This window comes from Actinoallomurus bryophytorum, from assembly GCF_006716425.1.
GTDB classification, from domain to species: Bacteria; Actinomycetota; Actinomycetes; order Streptosporangiales; family Streptosporangiaceae; genus Actinoallomurus; species Actinoallomurus bryophytorum.
On the sequence record NZ_VFOZ01000001.1, the window covers coordinates 3371812 to 3387141 of the forward strand.

General features: G+C 68.8%; 15 protein-coding genes. 4 read left to right on the plus strand and 11 right to left on the minus strand.

Annotated elements, in window-relative coordinates:
* The first annotated feature begins 56 nt into the window (after window positions 1–56).
* Entirely contained in the window at window positions 57–3158 is a 3102-nt protein-coding gene (locus tag FB559_RS15725) for an AfsR/SARP family transcriptional regulator (RefSeq protein WP_185792233.1), read from the plus strand.
* Here the strand turns inward: FB559_RS15725 and FB559_RS15730 are convergent.
* The 6 genes from FB559_RS15730 to FB559_RS15755 form a co-directional block, all read right to left on the minus strand.
* Window positions 3155–3964: an ABC transporter permease gene (locus FB559_RS15730; protein ID WP_141956313.1), complete on the minus strand. Its 810-nt coding sequence runs from the start codon at window positions 3962–3964 to the stop codon at window positions 3155–3157. The genes FB559_RS15725 and FB559_RS15730 overlap by 4 nt on opposite strands.
* The gene (locus FB559_RS15735) at window positions 3961–4917 is read right to left on the minus strand and encodes an ATP-binding cassette domain-containing protein (RefSeq protein ID WP_141956314.1); all 957 of its coding nucleotides are present in this window, start codon (window positions 4915–4917) and stop codon (window positions 3961–3963) included. The genes FB559_RS15730 and FB559_RS15735 overlap by 4 nt, the downstream gene beginning before the upstream one ends.
* Before the next feature lie 141 nt (window positions 4918–5058).
* Complete coding sequence (locus FB559_RS15740; protein WP_141956315.1) at window positions 5059–6114, minus strand: CU044_5270 family protein; 1056 nt, start codon at window positions 6112–6114, stop codon at window positions 5059–5061.
* Window positions 6111–6740 (minus strand): RNA polymerase sigma factor, encoded by a 630-nt coding sequence (locus tag FB559_RS15745; RefSeq protein WP_141956316.1) that lies wholly within the window; start codon window positions 6738–6740, stop codon window positions 6111–6113. Before FB559_RS15745 ends, FB559_RS15740 begins: the two co-directional genes overlap by 4 nt.
* 88 nt (window positions 6741–6828) lie before the next feature.
* Entirely contained in the window at window positions 6829–7563 is a 735-nt protein-coding gene (locus tag FB559_RS15750) for an acyltransferase (protein WP_141956317.1), read from the minus strand.
* Between the two features lie 129 nt (window positions 7564–7692).
* On the minus strand, window positions 7693–8121 hold the full coding sequence (locus FB559_RS15755) for a hypothetical protein (protein WP_141956318.1): 429 nt from the start codon (window positions 8119–8121) through the stop codon (window positions 7693–7695).
* Window positions 8122–8309: 188 nt separating this feature from the next.
* Here FB559_RS15755 and FB559_RS15760 point away from each other — a divergent pair, with 188 nt between their 5' ends.
* Together FB559_RS15760 and FB559_RS15765 are read left to right on the plus strand one after the other, a co-directional pair.
* On the plus strand, window positions 8310–8828 hold the full coding sequence (locus FB559_RS15760; protein WP_141956319.1) for a peptidylprolyl isomerase: 519 nt from the start codon (window positions 8310–8312) through the stop codon (window positions 8826–8828).
* Between the two features lie 30 nt (window positions 8829–8858).
* Complete coding sequence (locus FB559_RS15765; RefSeq protein WP_141956320.1) at window positions 8859–9749, plus strand: rhomboid family intramembrane serine protease; 891 nt, start codon at window positions 8859–8861, stop codon at window positions 9747–9749.
* 5 nt (window positions 9750–9754) lie between these two features.
* Here the strand turns inward: FB559_RS15765 and FB559_RS15770 are convergent, their stop codons facing one another.
* The gene (locus tag FB559_RS15770) at window positions 9755–11254 is read right to left on the minus strand and encodes a phenylacetate--CoA ligase family protein (RefSeq protein WP_141956321.1); all 1500 of its coding nucleotides are present in this window, start codon (window positions 11252–11254) and stop codon (window positions 9755–9757) included.
* Between the two features lie 285 nt (window positions 11255–11539).
* On the opposite strand from FB559_RS15770, the gene FB559_RS15775 reads away from it, so the two are divergent.
* Window positions 11540–12142 carry a hypothetical protein gene (locus FB559_RS15775; protein ID WP_141956322.1) on the plus strand — a complete coding sequence of 201 codons (603 nt, stop codon included), beginning with the start codon at window positions 11540–11542 and terminating at the stop codon, window positions 12140–12142.
* Between the two features lie 99 nt (window positions 12143–12241).
* On the opposite strand, the gene FB559_RS15780 is transcribed toward FB559_RS15775, so the two are convergent.
* The 4 genes from FB559_RS15780 to FB559_RS15795 form a co-directional block, all read right to left on the minus strand.
* Complete coding sequence (locus tag FB559_RS15780) at window positions 12242–12784, minus strand: DUF6879 family protein (protein WP_141956323.1); 543 nt, start codon at window positions 12782–12784, stop codon at window positions 12242–12244.
* A gap of 197 nt (window positions 12785–12981) precedes the next feature.
* Complete coding sequence (locus FB559_RS15785; protein ID WP_141956324.1) at window positions 12982–13143, minus strand: DUF397 domain-containing protein; 162 nt, start codon at window positions 13141–13143, stop codon at window positions 12982–12984.
* Window positions 13140–13913, minus strand: coding sequence for a helix-turn-helix domain-containing protein (locus tag FB559_RS15790; RefSeq protein ID WP_185792234.1), 774 nt, complete (start codon window positions 13911–13913; stop codon window positions 13140–13142). The genes FB559_RS15785 and FB559_RS15790 overlap by 4 nt, the downstream gene beginning before the upstream one ends.
* A gap of 992 nt (window positions 13914–14905) precedes the next feature.
* On the minus strand, window positions 14906–15163 hold the full coding sequence (locus tag FB559_RS15795; protein WP_141956326.1) for a cell division protein CrgA: 258 nt from the start codon (window positions 15161–15163) through the stop codon (window positions 14906–14908).
* Between the last annotated feature and the right edge of the window lie 167 nt (window positions 15164–15330).

Genomic DNA, 15330 nt, shown 5'->3' on the forward strand with positions numbered 1-15330 from the left:
TGCGGGACGGGGCTGCTCGGCCAATCGAGGTCAGTGGTCCGCGGCTGCGTGCCCTGATGGTCCGGCTTGCCGTGGACGCGGGTCGTACGCTCCCGGCCGAGCGGTTGATCGACGACCTCTGGGGTGACGCGCCGCCCGCCGGGGCGGCAAACGCGCTTCAGGCGCTCGTCTCGCGGCTTCGCGGAGTGGGCCTGCAGGATGCCGTCGAGTCCCGGCCCGGCGGCTACCGGCTCGTGGTCGAACCCGGGCAGGTCGACGCCGTCGCGTTCGAGCGGCTGGTCAGCGGCGCGCGGGCCGAGCGTGATCCCGCGGCCCGTGCCGAGACGCTGCGGCGTGCCCTCGGCCTGTGGCGCGGGTCCGCGCTCGCCGACGTCTCCGGCGCGATGTTCGCCGCCGCGCCGATCGCCCGGCTGGAGGAGCTGCGCGTCGAGGCCCTCGAGGAGCGGATCGAGGCCGACATCGCCCTCGGTCATGCCGCGCGGCTGGTGCCCGAGCTGGAGGAGCTCACCCTGCTCCACCCGCTGCGCGAGCGGCTGCGCGGCCAGCTCATGCGCGCGCTGTACGCCGCCGGCCGGCAGGCCGAGGCCCTCACCGTGTACGAGGACGCCCGCCGCACCCTCGCCGACGGGCTCGGTGTCGACCCGTCACCGGACCTGGCAGCCGTGCACCTGTCCATCCTGCGAGGCGAATCCGGCGAACCGGAGCGGCCGCGGCGGCCGGAGCCGACGAACGACGGACCCAGGACCAACCTCCCCTCGCAGCTCACCAGCTTCGTCGGCCGCGAGGAGGAGATCGACCGCGTCGGCAGTCTGCTCGCCACGGCCAGGCTCGTCACGCTCACCGGCCCTGGCGGCACCGGCAAGACCCGCCTGGCCAGCGAGGCCGCGAGCCGGCTGTCCGCCACGATGCCGGACGGCGTGTGGTTCGTGCCCCTGGCGGGCGTACGCGGTGCGCTCGACGTCCCCCAGGCCGTGCTGGTCGCGATCGGCATCCCCGAGACGGTCCGCATCCTGGAGGCCAGAGAGATCGCCCAGCCGATGGACCGGCTCGTCGACGCCCTGGTCGCCAAGCGGCTCATCCTCGTGCTGGACAACTGCGAGCACCTGATCGACGCGGTCGCGCGGCTGGCCGACCGGCTGCTGTCCGCCGCGCCCGGCGTCCGGATCCTGACCACCAGCCGCGAGCCGGTCGGCATCACCGGCGAGTCACTGTGCTCCGTGCCGGCGCTCGGGCTGCCGCCCGAGGACGCGGACGCCGAGAGCGCCCAGGCGTTCGATGCCGTACGCCTGTTCGCCGACCGGGCCGCCGCCGTACGCCCCGGGTTCGCGCTCGACGCGGACACGGTCGAGCCCGTGGTCCGTATCTGCCGGGCGCTGGACGGCACGCCCCTCGCCATCGAGCTCGCCGCCGCCCGGCTGCGGGCGCTCACTCCCACGCAGGTCGCCGACCGGCTGGACGACCGGTTCCGGCTGCTCAACGTCGGCAGCCGTACCGCGCTGCCCCGCCACCAGACGCTGCGTGCGGTGGTCGACTGGAGCTGGGAACTGCTCGACGCCGCCGAACGCCGGGTGCTGCGGCGCCTCTCGGTGTTCAGGGGCGGCGCGACGCCGGACAGCGCCGAGCAGGTACTCGGCGACGACGTCATCGACGTGATCGCCTCACTGGTCGACAAGTCGCTGGTGATGGCCACCGGCAACGCCGAGGTCCGCTATCACCTGCTGGAGACCGTACGTGCCTACGCCGCCGAGCGGCTCGCCGAGGCCGGCGAGGAAAAGCAGCTCAGGGACGCGCACGCCGCCTACTTCCGCGACCTCGCCGAACGCGCGGAGCCGGAGCTGCGCCGAGAGAACCAGCTGTTCTGGTCCGACCGGCTGAACGCCGAACGCGACAACTGCGCGACCGCCCTCCGGCACGCGATCGACACGCGTGACGCCGAGACGGGCCTGCGCCTGGTCGGCGGGCTGGCCTGGTTCTGGATCCTGCGCGACTACGAGGCCGAGGCCGGCCAGTGGGCCGTGGCCGTCTGGGAGATCGCCGATGACGCGCCACCCCCGGGCGCCGAGGACGCCTACGTGATCTGCGGCTTCACCGCGGCCCTGGTCAACGAGATGACTCGCGAGGGCGGGCCGCGGCCGGACGAACTGCGCGCGGCGATAGAGAAGGCGATCTCGCGCATGAGAGCGGGTCCGACGCACCCGGCGCTGGCCCTCTGCCGGCCGGTCGCCCTGATCTTCTCCGGTGACGTGGCAGGGGCCGTACGCGAACTTGAGCGCATCGCCGACCATCCGGACCCGTGGACGCGGGCGGCAAGGCATGTTTTCCTCGCGTACCTGACCCTGAACCTCGCGGACATCGACCGCTCGGCGGACGAGTCCGAGGCGGCCTACGTCGGTTTCCGTGAGGTCGGGGACCGCTGGGGGATGGGCAGTGCCCTGGTCAGCATGGCGGAGGTGGCACTGGCGCGCGGCCGGCCCGAGGAGGCGGTTCACGCCAGTGAGCAGGCGTACAAGTTCATCACCGAGGGCATCAGCCCCGACCAGAGCGGGGTGCTCCTGGTCCAGACCGGCCGTGCCCGGGCGATGGCGGGCGACTTCGCGGGTGCCCGCGCGGACATCGAACGCGGGGTGCGCTCCGCGATGCACGTCGGCGAGCACGCCGACGGGGCCAATGGATGGGTCTGGCTCAGCGAGATCGCACGCCGCGAAGGCGACCTCGAAGAGGCGCGCTCCCTACTCGGTCGGGCGGTGTCGCTCATCGAGCCGAAGAAGGGGCGGGTCGACCTCGGCACGTCGCTGGCGATGACGTACAGCAAGCGCGGCTGTCTGGCCGAACAGGACGGCGACCTGGACGACGCGGCGCGCTGGCACGAGAAGGCGTTCGGCGCCCTCGACCAGATTTCCCTGATGCCGGTCGACCGCCTCATCGGAACTCTCGTCCAGGGCATCGCCGCGCTGGCCACGGCACGGGGCGAGCACGTACGCGCCGCCGAGATGCTCGGCGGCGCGCACATGCTGCAGGGTCAGCCCGACCCGTGGAACCTGGAGGTCGACCGGGCCACCGCCTCCGCCCTGGCCGCGCTGGGGCGGGAGGCGTTCGACGAGGCGTACGACCGAGGCCGCCGGATGACACGCGAGCAGGCACTCGCGCTCACCCCCTAGACGCGGCGCCCATACCTCCACACCGCGATCGGGAAGCTCACCAGGACGATCCCCGCCGCCCACGCCAGGGTGTACCAGGCGTGGTTGCCGATCGGCCCGCCGACGGTGAGCGCCCGGACCGAGTCGGCCAGGTGCGTCACCGGGTTGACCTTCACCCACGCCTGGAGCCAGCCTGGCATCGACGCCGTGTTGGCCAGCAGGACGCTGCTGCCGAAGGTGAGCGGCATCGTCCAGATGAACGCCAGCCCCTGCACCGTCTCCGGCGACGGGGCGATCAGGCCGACCAGCGCCGAGACCCAGCACACCGCGAAGTAGAAGGCGTACGCCAGGCCGAACGCGGCCGCGATCGACAGCGGGTTCGTGTGGAAGCGGAAGCCGAGCAGCGACCCGAACGCCACCAGCACCACCATGGTCACGCAGAAGCGCACGGTGTCCCCGATGACCGCGCCGATGAGCGGCGCGGACCGTGCGATCGGCAGGCTGCGGAACCGGTCGAACACTCCCTTTCGGATGTCCTCGGCCAGTGACGTGCCCAGGCCCATCGAGGCGAACATCCCCATCTGGGCGACCAGGCCGGGCAGCAACTGCTGGAGGTACGCGTGGGTGCTGCCCGCCACCACGCCGCCGAAGACGTACAGGAACAGCAGGAGGAAGACGATGGGCATCAGCGTGACGTCCATCAGCCGCTCGGGCGAGTGCTTGAGCTGGGTGATGTTCCGCCAGGCCAGTGTCAGCCCGTTCTGCAGGGTCTGCGACGGTCCGATCCGCGGCGCCGCCTGCGGCGTCCGCTCCAGTGCGATGGTCATGAGGAGCTCCCTTCGGGTTCGGCGTGGTGGCCGGTCAGGCTGAGGAAGACCTCGTCCAGGCTGGGCCGGCGCAGTGTGAGCTCGCTCGCGACGATGTTCGCCTCGTCGAGCCCGCGGACCACCGTGGTCAGCGCCGAGGGGTCGTCCAGCGGGGCGGTGACGAGTCCGGTGTCTTCGTTGATCTCGGGCCGGGTGCCGGCGACGCGGGCCACGATCTCGGCCACCTCCGGCGTACGGGCCCGGTCCTGGGCACGTACGACGAGCGTCTGCCCGCCGATCTTCTCCTTGAGCTCCTCGGCGGTGCCGTCGGCGACCACCCGGCCGCGGTCGAAGACCACGATCTGGTCGGCGAGCGCCTCGGCCTCGTCGAGGTGCTGGGTGGTGAGCAGGACGGTGGCGCCGTCGGCGACGAGCCCGCGCACGGTGTCCCACACGGCGTTGCGTGCCCGCGGGTCCAGCCCGGTGGTCGGTTCGTCCAGGTAGATGATCTGGGGGTCGTTGACGAGCCCGGCCGCGAGATCCAGCCGGCGCCGCATGCCCCCGGAGTAGGTCTTGGCGGCGCGTCCCCCCGCCTCGGACAGGTCGAAGCGTTCGAGCAACTCGCGGGCCCGGCGTTTGGACTCGGCCCGGCTGAGGCCGACCAGGCGGGCGATCATGACGAGGTTCTCGACACCGGTCAGCGCCTCGTCCACCGAGGCGTACTGCCCGGTGAGGCTGATCAGGCGCCGTACCTGCGCGGCATCCTTGACCACGTCGAACCCGCCGACCTCGGCGTGGCCCTCGTCCGGCTTGATGAGCGTGGCCAGCATCCGTACCGCGGTGGTCTTGCCGGCGCCGTTCGGCCCGAGCACGCCGAGGACCGTGCCCCGGCGCGCGAGGATGTCGACGCCGGCCAGCGCCTGGGTCTCCCCGAAGCGTTTCTTCAGGCCCTCGGCCCGTATCACGTGTTCCATGGCGAGTCTTCCGGTTAGTCCGTCTTGTACGTGACCCACCTTCGGACACCGCCCTGATACGACGCGCACACGGAGATGACAGGCGCTGACACGGCGCTGATACTCGCTGACGTCCGCCTGATACGGGCCGGTCGCCAGGCCCTACTTGGGCAGCACGTTCGTCCAGCCGGTGACGAGCGTGGCGCCGCCCGGGGCCCTGTACTCCGCTCCGTCGGCGGTGACGAAAAAGTTCGTCTCGCGTATCTGCGAGGTCGCCAGATCGATGACCAGCCTGGCGTCATCGTCCTGGCCGCGTTCCGCCTTGGCCTTCAGAGCCTGGTCCCTGGCCCACTCGGCTTGGTCCTCGGTGCTCGGCGACGGGGCCGGCGCGGACGGCCGTACCGGGGAGGAGGAGAACCGCAGGCCCTGCCCGCCCTTGACCGGCCCCAGGTTCTCGACGTTCGGGTAGGAGGCGATCGCGCGGAAGGCGGCGGCGCGGACCTTCGGCGGGGCCGGCAACAGGGAGACCAGGGAGACCAGCCCGTCGAAGACCATGTTCTTCTGCTCGGCGGCGTCCGGCCGGCCGGCGCTCGTCCTGACATCACTGTGCTTCACGGAGTCGGCGATCCACGTCTTCAACGCGGCCGGCCTGGTCGGGAGCTTCTGGAGCCGCTCGAAGCTCACATCCGGGCCACCGAGGCGGAACGGGATCGTCAGTGCCTCCTTGACGACCTTGCCGCCCGACTTCTCCCCCCTGAACCAGGTCTGGCCGTCGTGCCGCGTCCAACTCTCCCACTGGAGCGGCCTGCCGTCGTCGCCGTCCGCGCTCACCGTCTTGACGTACCAGTACGTGCCGGAACCCGCTGGTTTCCGTTCCGCAGTGGTGGCGGCCGCGAGCAGGACCTGCCGGCCGGACAGCGTGGGCACGGCGGGCGCGATCGAGTCGCCCCCCGATCGTCCCGGACCGCCGGTACCGATCACCACCGCGACGGCGGCCACGGCCGCGGCGGCGACGAGGGCACCGGCCAGCAGAACGGGCCGTCGTGAACGGCGGGGAGCCCGCTCGGCCGGCCGCAGGTCTTGGTGGATCTGGCTCATCACGAACTCCTGGAGTCGCTGGTGACGGCCGCTCGGCAGATCCCGCTCCGCCGGCTCCGGCAACAACCGGGCCAGCTCGTCACGGTCGCTTGAGCCGGGCTGTATCGGGGTGGCGTTCATCGGGTGTTCTCCTGAGCGGACCGGACCGCGATGTCGCGGTCGCCTTCTACCTGTCCTCGGCCGTGGTGCGGTTCCCTGATTTCCTCGGGTGGGCGGAGCCGCCCGGCACTGACGAGCCGGTTCAGCTTCTTTCGCGCTCGGGACAGCCGGGATCGGACCGTGCCGACCGGCACACCGAGCGCCTCGGCGGCCTCGGCATAACCGAGCCCGGACCACACGCACAGCGCCAGTACCTCGCGCTCGGGCTTGCGCAGCGCCGCCAGCGCCGTACGCACCTGGGCGAGGCGTTCGCGATCATCGATGCGGGAGCTGAGCTCTTCGGCGAAGTCCGGGACCTGCTCGTCCCTGGGAAGCCGCGCGAGGGCGATGTCGTGCCGCCGGGCGGCACGGCGCAGGTTGCGCGCGACATTGGTGGCGATGCCGAGAAACCAGGGGCGGAGCGACCCGCCGTCGGCGTCGACCTGGTCGCGCAGCCGCCACGCCTCGAGGAAGGTCAGGGACACCACGTCCTCCGCCGTCGACCAGTTCCCCGTCAGCCGGAAGGCGTGGTTGTAGACCGCGCGGGCATGTTCGTCGAACAGTTCCCGGAACACGTACGGATCCCCGGCGCGGACACGTGCACGCATACTCATCTCCACATGCACGACTGTCCGGCCGGACCATCAGAGTTCCTGTGATCCGCCTCACACCCGCACACGGGCGGGCGAATCGCCCCTAGCCGGCCATCTCGTCGGGTTTGGCGGTGCCGTCATCGATCATCTTGGCGATCTGGGCGAGGGTCTCGTCGTCCAGCGGCACCTCGGGCAGGGGCGGGAGCCACCCGGCCTTCGGGTCATAACGCCGTACGACCTTGGCGGGCACTCCCGCGATGACACTGTGGTCGGGGAACTCCCCGCGTACGACGGCTCCACCGGCGACCACGACGTTCCGGCCGAGGCGGGTACCCGGCAGGATGATCGCCCCGGCGCCGAGCCAGCAGCCGGAACCGATGGTGACGGCGTCGTTGACCGGCCACTGCCGCCCGACCGGGACGTCGGGATCGGTGTAGCCGTGGTTCTGGTCGGTGATGTAGACGTACGGCCCGGTGAACACGTCGTCGCCGATCTCGATCGACTTGTGCCCCACGATGTGACTGCCGCGGCCGATGGAGCACGCCTTGCCGATCGTCACGATCGGATCCGGGCCCAGGTCGAGGCCGGGGACGAACCCCGCGGACAGCGTGACGTGCACGCCGATCAGTGTGTGGTCGCCGACGCGGATCCACGGCTCGCCGTAGATCGCACCCGTCGGGAAACCGATGCAGGCACCCTCGCCCAGGTAGGCGAACCGCCGGCCGGCGGGCGTACTCGGTGAGATCTCGGCGTGCGTTCGGAGCCACTCCCAGACGCGGTGCACCACCACCGCGATCACTCTGCGGCCTGCTCCGCCGACCGAGGACTTGAGCGACATGGGAAAAGACGGTACCTGGTAACCCGAATGTGGTTCGCCTCACGCCGGGCTTTATCGCCGTGGCGGGACGGCGACGGGCCCGGCCAGAAGACTGGCCGGGCCCGACCGGAGCCGCGTGTTGGTGTGTGCTCAGCTGTTGTTGCTGTGCGCGCGACCGGTGCTGGAGTTCTCCGATACCGCCGAGAGGTGCTCGGGGGAGGTCGGCTCCTCAGCCGACCGCGTGGTGTTGCGACGTGTCACGATCGCACCGGCCGCGCCAATGGCACCGCCCGCGACCAGCAGCATCGTCGCGAACCCGCGACGGCGCCGTGGACTCGTCGGCTCGACCTTGCCCGCCGTACGGTGGAGCATCGCGCCGACTCGCGGCCCGACCTCGTCCTCGATGTACTGACCGGCCTGGTCGATACGTGGCGCGCTCCAGTGGCGAGCGCTCTTCATCTGCTTCGCGGCGATCTTGCGTGCCTGACGAGTGGTGGGACCCACTCGCTCCGCGGCCTGGCGGGCACTCTTGGAAACGATCTCCTGAGCGTCCTGCAGACGCGCGCTGTCGATGTTCACCTGCGGCATCTTTCGACTTCTGTTTCGTAGGGACATGGAAGCCCTCCGTATGTGCGGTCTCGTCGGATCCTGTTCCCACGAGAAGCGATGTCAATCACCGATCTGACAGGATGCCTTCACGCAGGGGTTGCACCTGCATGTCCTGACCGCTCTGAACACTCAGATCCCGATACGAGGAGGCAGTCTTCGTGGCTGAAAACCTCACCGCGACAGTCCGTACGACGATGGGCACCATCGTGTTGCGCCTTTTCCCCGAGCAGGCGCCGAAGACGGTGCAGAACTTCGCCGGCCTGGCCGAGGGCTCGGCCGAGTGGACCGACCCGCGTACGGGCCGGCGCACCAGCGACCCGCTCTACAACGGCACGATCTTCCACCGGGTGATCGACAACTTCATGCTCCAGGGCGGCGACCCCCTGGGCACCGGCACCGGCGGGCCGGGCTATGAGTTCGAGGACGAGATCCACCCGGACCTGCGCTTCGACCGGCCGTACCTGCTGGCCATGGCCAACGCGGGACCCGGCACCAACGGCTCGCAGTTCTTCATCACGGTCGCGCCGACGCCGCACCTGAACGGCCGGCACACGATCTTCGGCGAGGTCGTCCAGGGCAGCGAGATCGTGGACGCGATCGCCAAGACCGAGACCGACCGCGGCGACCGTCCCGTCAAGGACGTCGTTCTGGAATCGGTGACGATCGACCGTCGTTAGACAGGTACCGACACTCAGAGGAAGACCACGATGAGCAGCGATACGCCGCAGGCTCAGGCTCCACAGGTCCCGACGTGCTACCGGCACCCGGAACGTGAGACGTACGTCAGCTGCACTCGGTGTGAGCGGCCGATCTGCCCGGATTGCATGCGCGACGCGTCGGTGGGACACCAGTGCCCCGAATGCGTGCGCGAGGGCAACCGTACGGTCCGCGAGCCGAGGACGGTCTTCGGCGGACGGGTCGCCACCAGGCCCACCGTCACGCTGGTGCTCGTCGCCATCAACGTCCTCGCCTACATCGGGGAGCTGGCCTCACCGTCGTTCGTCGACCGGTTCGAGATGCTCGGCCAGCTGAAGACTCAGTTCGGCCAGGTCATCCCGGGCTACGGCGTCGCCGACGGCGAGTGGTATCGCCTGATCACTGGGGCGTTCCTGCATGTGCCGCTGACCCAGGGCACCTTCGGCATCACCCACATCCTGTTCAACATGTGGGCGCTGTGGGTGCTGGGGCCGCAGCTGGAGCAGGTGCTGGGCCGGGCGCGCTTCACGGTCCTGTACTTCCTGTCGGCGCTGGGCGGCAACGTCCTGCTCTTCCTGGTCGACCCGGGACAGCCCGCGGTGGGCGCCTCGGGTGCGATCTTCGGCCTGTTCGCGGCGTTCTTCGTGGTCGGACGCCGCCTGGGGGTGGATACGAGGGGGATCGCCTTCCTCATCGTGATCAACCTGATGTTCACGTTCACCTTCTCCGGGATCTCCTGGGAAGGCCACGTGGGCGGGCTGATCACCGGCGCGGTCCTGGCCGTGGCGTTCGCGTACGCACCCCGCGGCCGGCAGAAGGCCGTCCAGGTGGGCGCGTCCGCGGTCGTCGCGGCCGTCCTCGTCATCCTCACGGTCATCCAGACGACCGCGCTCACCGCCTGAGCCTTCTACGAGGAGGTCCCGCGGGTATAGCGGTGCTTGACGCCCCGGGGAAAGTACTCACTGTCTCCGGCCGGGAGCAGGGTGACCTGCGGGAGCTGGTACTCCTCGGGTACATAGTGGGCGAACTCGCTGTTGAGGCGGCGTAGCTGGGCCCGGATGGACTCGGCGGCGAGGCGTTCGCGCTGAGGGCCGGCGTCCTCGTCCGGGGCCAGTTCGATCGTGACCTTGAGATGGCGGTCGCGGTCGGCGTCCTCGGTGACCTCCAGGACGAACTTCCCCGTCGTCCACCCGCTGACCTCCGGCTGCTCCAGACCCACGGTGACGTTCTCCGGGTAGACGTTGGCGCCGAAGAACGACACGGTGAAGTGCGAACGCCCGAAGACATAGACGAAGGGGAGCTCGGGGGCGCCACGTCCACCGCCGAGCTCGGCCAGCGGATCGAAACCGTGCTTGGCGCAGAACTCGAGCATCTGCCGGTACTCGACGACGCCCCCCTCGTCGGCGATGTGATACCGGATGAGGGGTACTCCGCCGTCGGCGGAGAACAGCAGCGTGCCGTCGTGGGTCTCGAAGAAACGGCTGCGCGGGTCGTACTGCACGAGCGTGGGCAGCCGGGATTCGCCGAAGAGCGCCTGTGCGGCCTCGGGGTTGCCGGCCAGGAACCTCCGGATGCACACGCTCAGGGGTGTCTCGTTGCCGAGTACGCCGGAATCGGCCGTCCCGTAGAGCGCCGCCGAGTCATGGGAGGGGCGTCGCATGCCCGTACGCTCGCCCACCAAAGAGCGCCAGTCCTCGCTGAACACCTCACCGGCCATGACGAGCTTGATGTCCATGGACGACCAGTCCATGCCACGGCTGATCCCGGTGTCGATGACATCTTTGAGGAACGGCGGATAGCCCAGCAGGACGGTCTGCTCGAACGACGGCGCCAGCTCGGGGACGACGCGCAGGATCTCCTCGCGATCGTTGCCCGGCGCGACGACGGTGATCGGGTAGCCCTTGGTGCCGAGGTTGCGGCAGCACGCGGCCGTGTACAGGCCGCCCACCCAGGTGCCCATCGGGAAGCAGACGACGGCGAGTGTGCTGCGCTCGTCGGCGTTGAAGCCGTCATGGAAGATCTGCTCGAACCGGGCGGTGGTCTCCAGCTCGTCCAGCAGGGAGCGCGGCCAGTACGTCGGCCGGCCCGTCGAGCCCGAGGAGACGGCGACGACGTCGCAGTGTTCGAGCCGGCCGTCGCGGCACATCTCGGCCAGCGGGTAGTGGCGGTGGTAGTTCTCCTTCGTGACCATGGGCAGCCGTCGGAAGTCGGCCAGGGTCACTATGCCGCCGGGGTCGATGTCGTGCCGCCGGAGGAAATCCCGGTAGGCGGGAACGGACTTCACGACGCGACGGAACAGGTCCAGCACCGCACTCTCGTACGTCGTCGGGTCCGAGGCCGGAGTCGGCGGGCGACTGAAGAACTCCTCCATACCGGTGATGACCTGGCGATTTCGCGTAGCGTCCATGCACCGGGACTTTAGCGGGCCGTCTGGAGCCGTCCGGGGTGCCTAGATCCCCAGAACCGATAGGCCGGAAATATCGGCAAGTTCAGGCATCGCGGTAGCAGAACAGGCAGGATCCCCAAGATCATGCCGGTGTCGAAGCCCCATACCTCCTCCCTTTACATGCGAGGAGGGAGTCATCACGACCGGCACGCCACAGAAATCAGGTTTCGTCGCGAACCTCCAGCGCCGTTACGGACATCTAACACGCGATCTTTCAATGAGTAACCTTCCGAGGAGACATTTACCATGCAGTTCAACCGCCTGCGCACTATCGGCGCCCTCGCCTGTAGCGGCGGAATGATCGCTCTGGCTCTCACCGGCTGCAACGACAACGCCGGCGCCTCGGGAACATTCGATTCGCCGCCGCCCTCATCCGGCTCGAGCGCCCCCAGCACGGGCCATCAGCCAACGATGCCCGCCGGCCAGGGGAAGACGCCCGCCTGCCTGGCCCCCGACATGCACGCCGACCTCCAGATTCAAGACTCCAGCTCCGCGGGCAAAGGCATCGGCACATTGATCCTGACCCACGAGACGGGCCACAGTTGCCTCATCCCGGCCGGGTGGGCGCCGATCGGCGACCGGGGGGCGACCAACTACGTGCCGTTTCCCGCCACGCGGACCAACTACCCCGGCGCAGGCAGGAGCATCGTCCTGGCCGCCGGCCGGTCGGTTTACGCTGGAATGAAATGGCACACCGGAAACTGCGGCACCACAGACATCGGCGTCGCCTGGGACAACTCCTGGATCCCGGTCAAGTTCAAGGCCCTCAACGGCCATAAACCACCGATCTGCGATGCTCTCGTGCTCGGCACCATCCAGCCCTCCATGGAGGGCGTCAACTTCACCTGACCCACCCGGAGTGTGGCCTTGTGGGCGGGCTCCTCCGTGGGAGTCACACCACGCCACCATGCAGGGGCCCTGGGGGTGCCCCGGTCGCATGCCCGTTGGTCAGCGGGGGTGGTAATCCTCGTGGGGGGTGGCTCGCTGCCAGACCGTGTCGAAGGCCGTCTCGCAGAGCCGGGCGACCTCCGGGTCGTCGGTCCACTCGTGGCCGGTCTCGGCTCCGTTCCCGGCGAAGTGGTTGAAGATGACGCGCTCGTCGTCCAGGAGCCAAAAGTCGTTTCCGGGCAGGGCGAGGCTGGAGGCGTCGCGGCGCGGCAGCCACCTGACCTGCTCCCCGGCGATGATGTTGGTGAAGGTGCCGTCGTACTCGAACTTGATGTACTCGGTGACCGGCTCGGACACGATCCTGGCGCGGCGCATCTGGACGCCCCGGCCGGTGGTCTCCTCGACGAGGCTCAGCCAGGGGCGCCACCACGAGTCGCGGTCGTCGGGGTCCTCACGATGACCGGCCTTCCAGGCTTGGAGCAGGACGTCCTCGTCGGTTACCGCGTAGGCGTCGCGCATCTCCAGGTGGACGGCGCTCCGTCGACAGGAGCCGAGCATCTCCGTCCAGTGCTCGAACGGCGGCGGCTGGTCACTCCAGTGCATTGACATACCTCCGGCAGGGGATCACTTTCGATGGTTGCGCCGCAATTTCCACGAAGCAACAGGCGAATGTGGCCGCCTTCGGGCGGTTTGGGCGTGACAAGCGACCTTGAGCGATACGCCGCTTTCGTCCTACTAGGTAGCTGTGGGGAAAAACGAAGACCCCCGCTGGTAACGGGGGTCATGGTGCGTTTGTGACGTCAGTCGCGAGTGGGACCTGTAGAGATCAGGCCGACCTCAACGCAGTCGCCACCTTGTGTGCTGCTGAGACTGCTCTTACGCCACAAGATTTGGGTGACCTCGATGCAGTCATCGCCCTGGGAGTTGCTGTGGCTGCTCTTGCGCCATTCGGATCGGCTCACTGCATAGCCTCCATGGCTTGTACGATCCGGACCCTTGATGGTTCTTCCGGCATTGCGTGCTGCCCGATGCGATCGTACCTTAAGATATAAGATCTCACCTCTGCGGCGGATGGTACCAGTCTGCCCCCACCTGGAGATTCCGCGAAGGCGACATCGCCGGTCTCAGTGGTCATGATCTTGAATGCTCCATCGAGGCCTGGATGCGCACCGACGTGTTTCGGTACTACGCGAATTGCGATATTCGGCGATTCGATTGCCTTGAGTAGGTGGGCGAGTTGCGCACGCATCACGGCCTTGCCGCCTACGGGTACCTCCAGAACAGGTTCCCACAGGAGGACCCAGAGCACCGGTGGCTCGTCCCTGGCCAAGATCTCCTGGCGTGCCATGCGACCAGCCAGTACTTCCTCCAGATCCCTTACGGCGCCGGCTTTCAGAGCCGCTTTGGCGTAGTCCTCGGTCTGGAGCAGTCCGGGAACCAGTGCGTTCTCCCAGATTTTGATCACCGAGGAGCGGACCTCGATGTCGACGTGCTGTCGGAACCAGTCGGGGTCGTGGCCGAGGCGGGCGTACCAGAGCATCAGGGTGAAGTGTCCACCGGTATTCCACAGTTTGTCGAGCTTTAGTGCCTGGCCGTCGTCGATCTTAGCCACGTTGTTCTCGAGTCGAGAGACGGACGACCTGGCGACATTTAATACCTTTGCGAGGTCTTGCCCGGAAAGTCCGCGCTTCATGCGCTGGAACCGCAGGTCGTAGGCGATCCAGTTCCACATGGACGCCTTCGGGTCGGGTGGGGGGTTGGGCAGCATATGTACTCCCGGGATATCCGGTGCTTTCTCGATGTTCCACGGAACGCCGCCAGATTATCCACGGTAAGCAATGCGATGCAGCGCAATGCCGCAAAACCGCTCGCGTGAATGAATTACCACGCAGTAGTGGGTAAATGCGGGAAAGCCCGCGGCAGGACGCCCGGCAAGGCCATGGCAACAAGAAAGACCGAAGCGGGGCAGAGTTCCGCCCGGACAGGTTCCTGTCGGCCGAATCGGGCGAGCGGTCCGCGTTGTCGGCGCATTCGCTGTTGATAGGGAGTCGCCGACCGGCCTGCTGCGAGCGGTCCACGCTGCCAGCACGCTCGGCGTAACCGGCGCGTTGCCAACCGGCTGCTCGTGCCGGTCCGCGCTGCCGGCACGTTAGCCGTTAACGGCGAATTGCCGACCGACCTGCCAGCGACCCTGATCACGCCGCTCGCCGACACGCACCGCTCGCCGGCACGCGCCGGTCGGCACGCCCTCACCGTCCGGTACCGGGGCCCCGGCATGATCTCGCGGTCGAAGCGCTCGTCGGCCTGCGCTCGTCGGCCTGTGCCTGGCGACCTGTGCCTGGCGGCGAGCCGCCCCCATCGAGAGACCTATCTTGGCGGCGGTCCGCGCCGGAACACGGCGCGCGGGGTCGGCGGCACAGGGCACGGCATCCGCGGCAAGGGCGTCTGGGCGTCAACCGGGTGTCGGCCGGCGACCGACGACAACGCGACGAGGCGTCGTCTGAGGACCGCGCAGTAGGACAGGTACAACGCCACTGGACCGCATCACCCGCGCGGCCGCATCAGGGCCGGTGCCGCCGTGCACGCCGGTGCCGGCGGGCGCCTGGGCCGGGTTCTGCGGGTGCCGGCGGGCGCCGGAGGCTCCTGGCCGCCCCTCGTCAGGGACGGCCCCTTCATGATCCACAAGGCTATCCACAACATGTGGATAACGGTGTGGGAAACCTGTCAACGCCAGCGCGTCGAGAGCACCACACCGATGACGATCGCACCGAAACCGATCAGTAGGTTCCAGTTGCTGAGGCCGCTGATGACCGGCGCGGTCGTGCCGGTGCTCGCCAGCACGTAGTACACGGCGATCCAGATCAGGCCGATCAGCCAGCAGCCCACCATGGTCGGAACCAGCCACCGCGGGCTGACCGCGACCTTCTGCGAGCGCTGTGGCGGCGTGTAGACGGCCTTCTTGCGTACCTTCGACTTGGGCACGGTGGGTCTCTCCTCGGGGCGGGGCAGGGCCTTATGCCTGGCCCGCGCATGGGTCAGTTTGTCGGTTAGCGTAGTCGCTGGTGAGCAGCGTAGTTCCATAACGGTGGCAGTGGGGGGTGGCGATGGGGGTAAAACCCGGTACTGGCAGGTCAAGGACCCTTACCTGG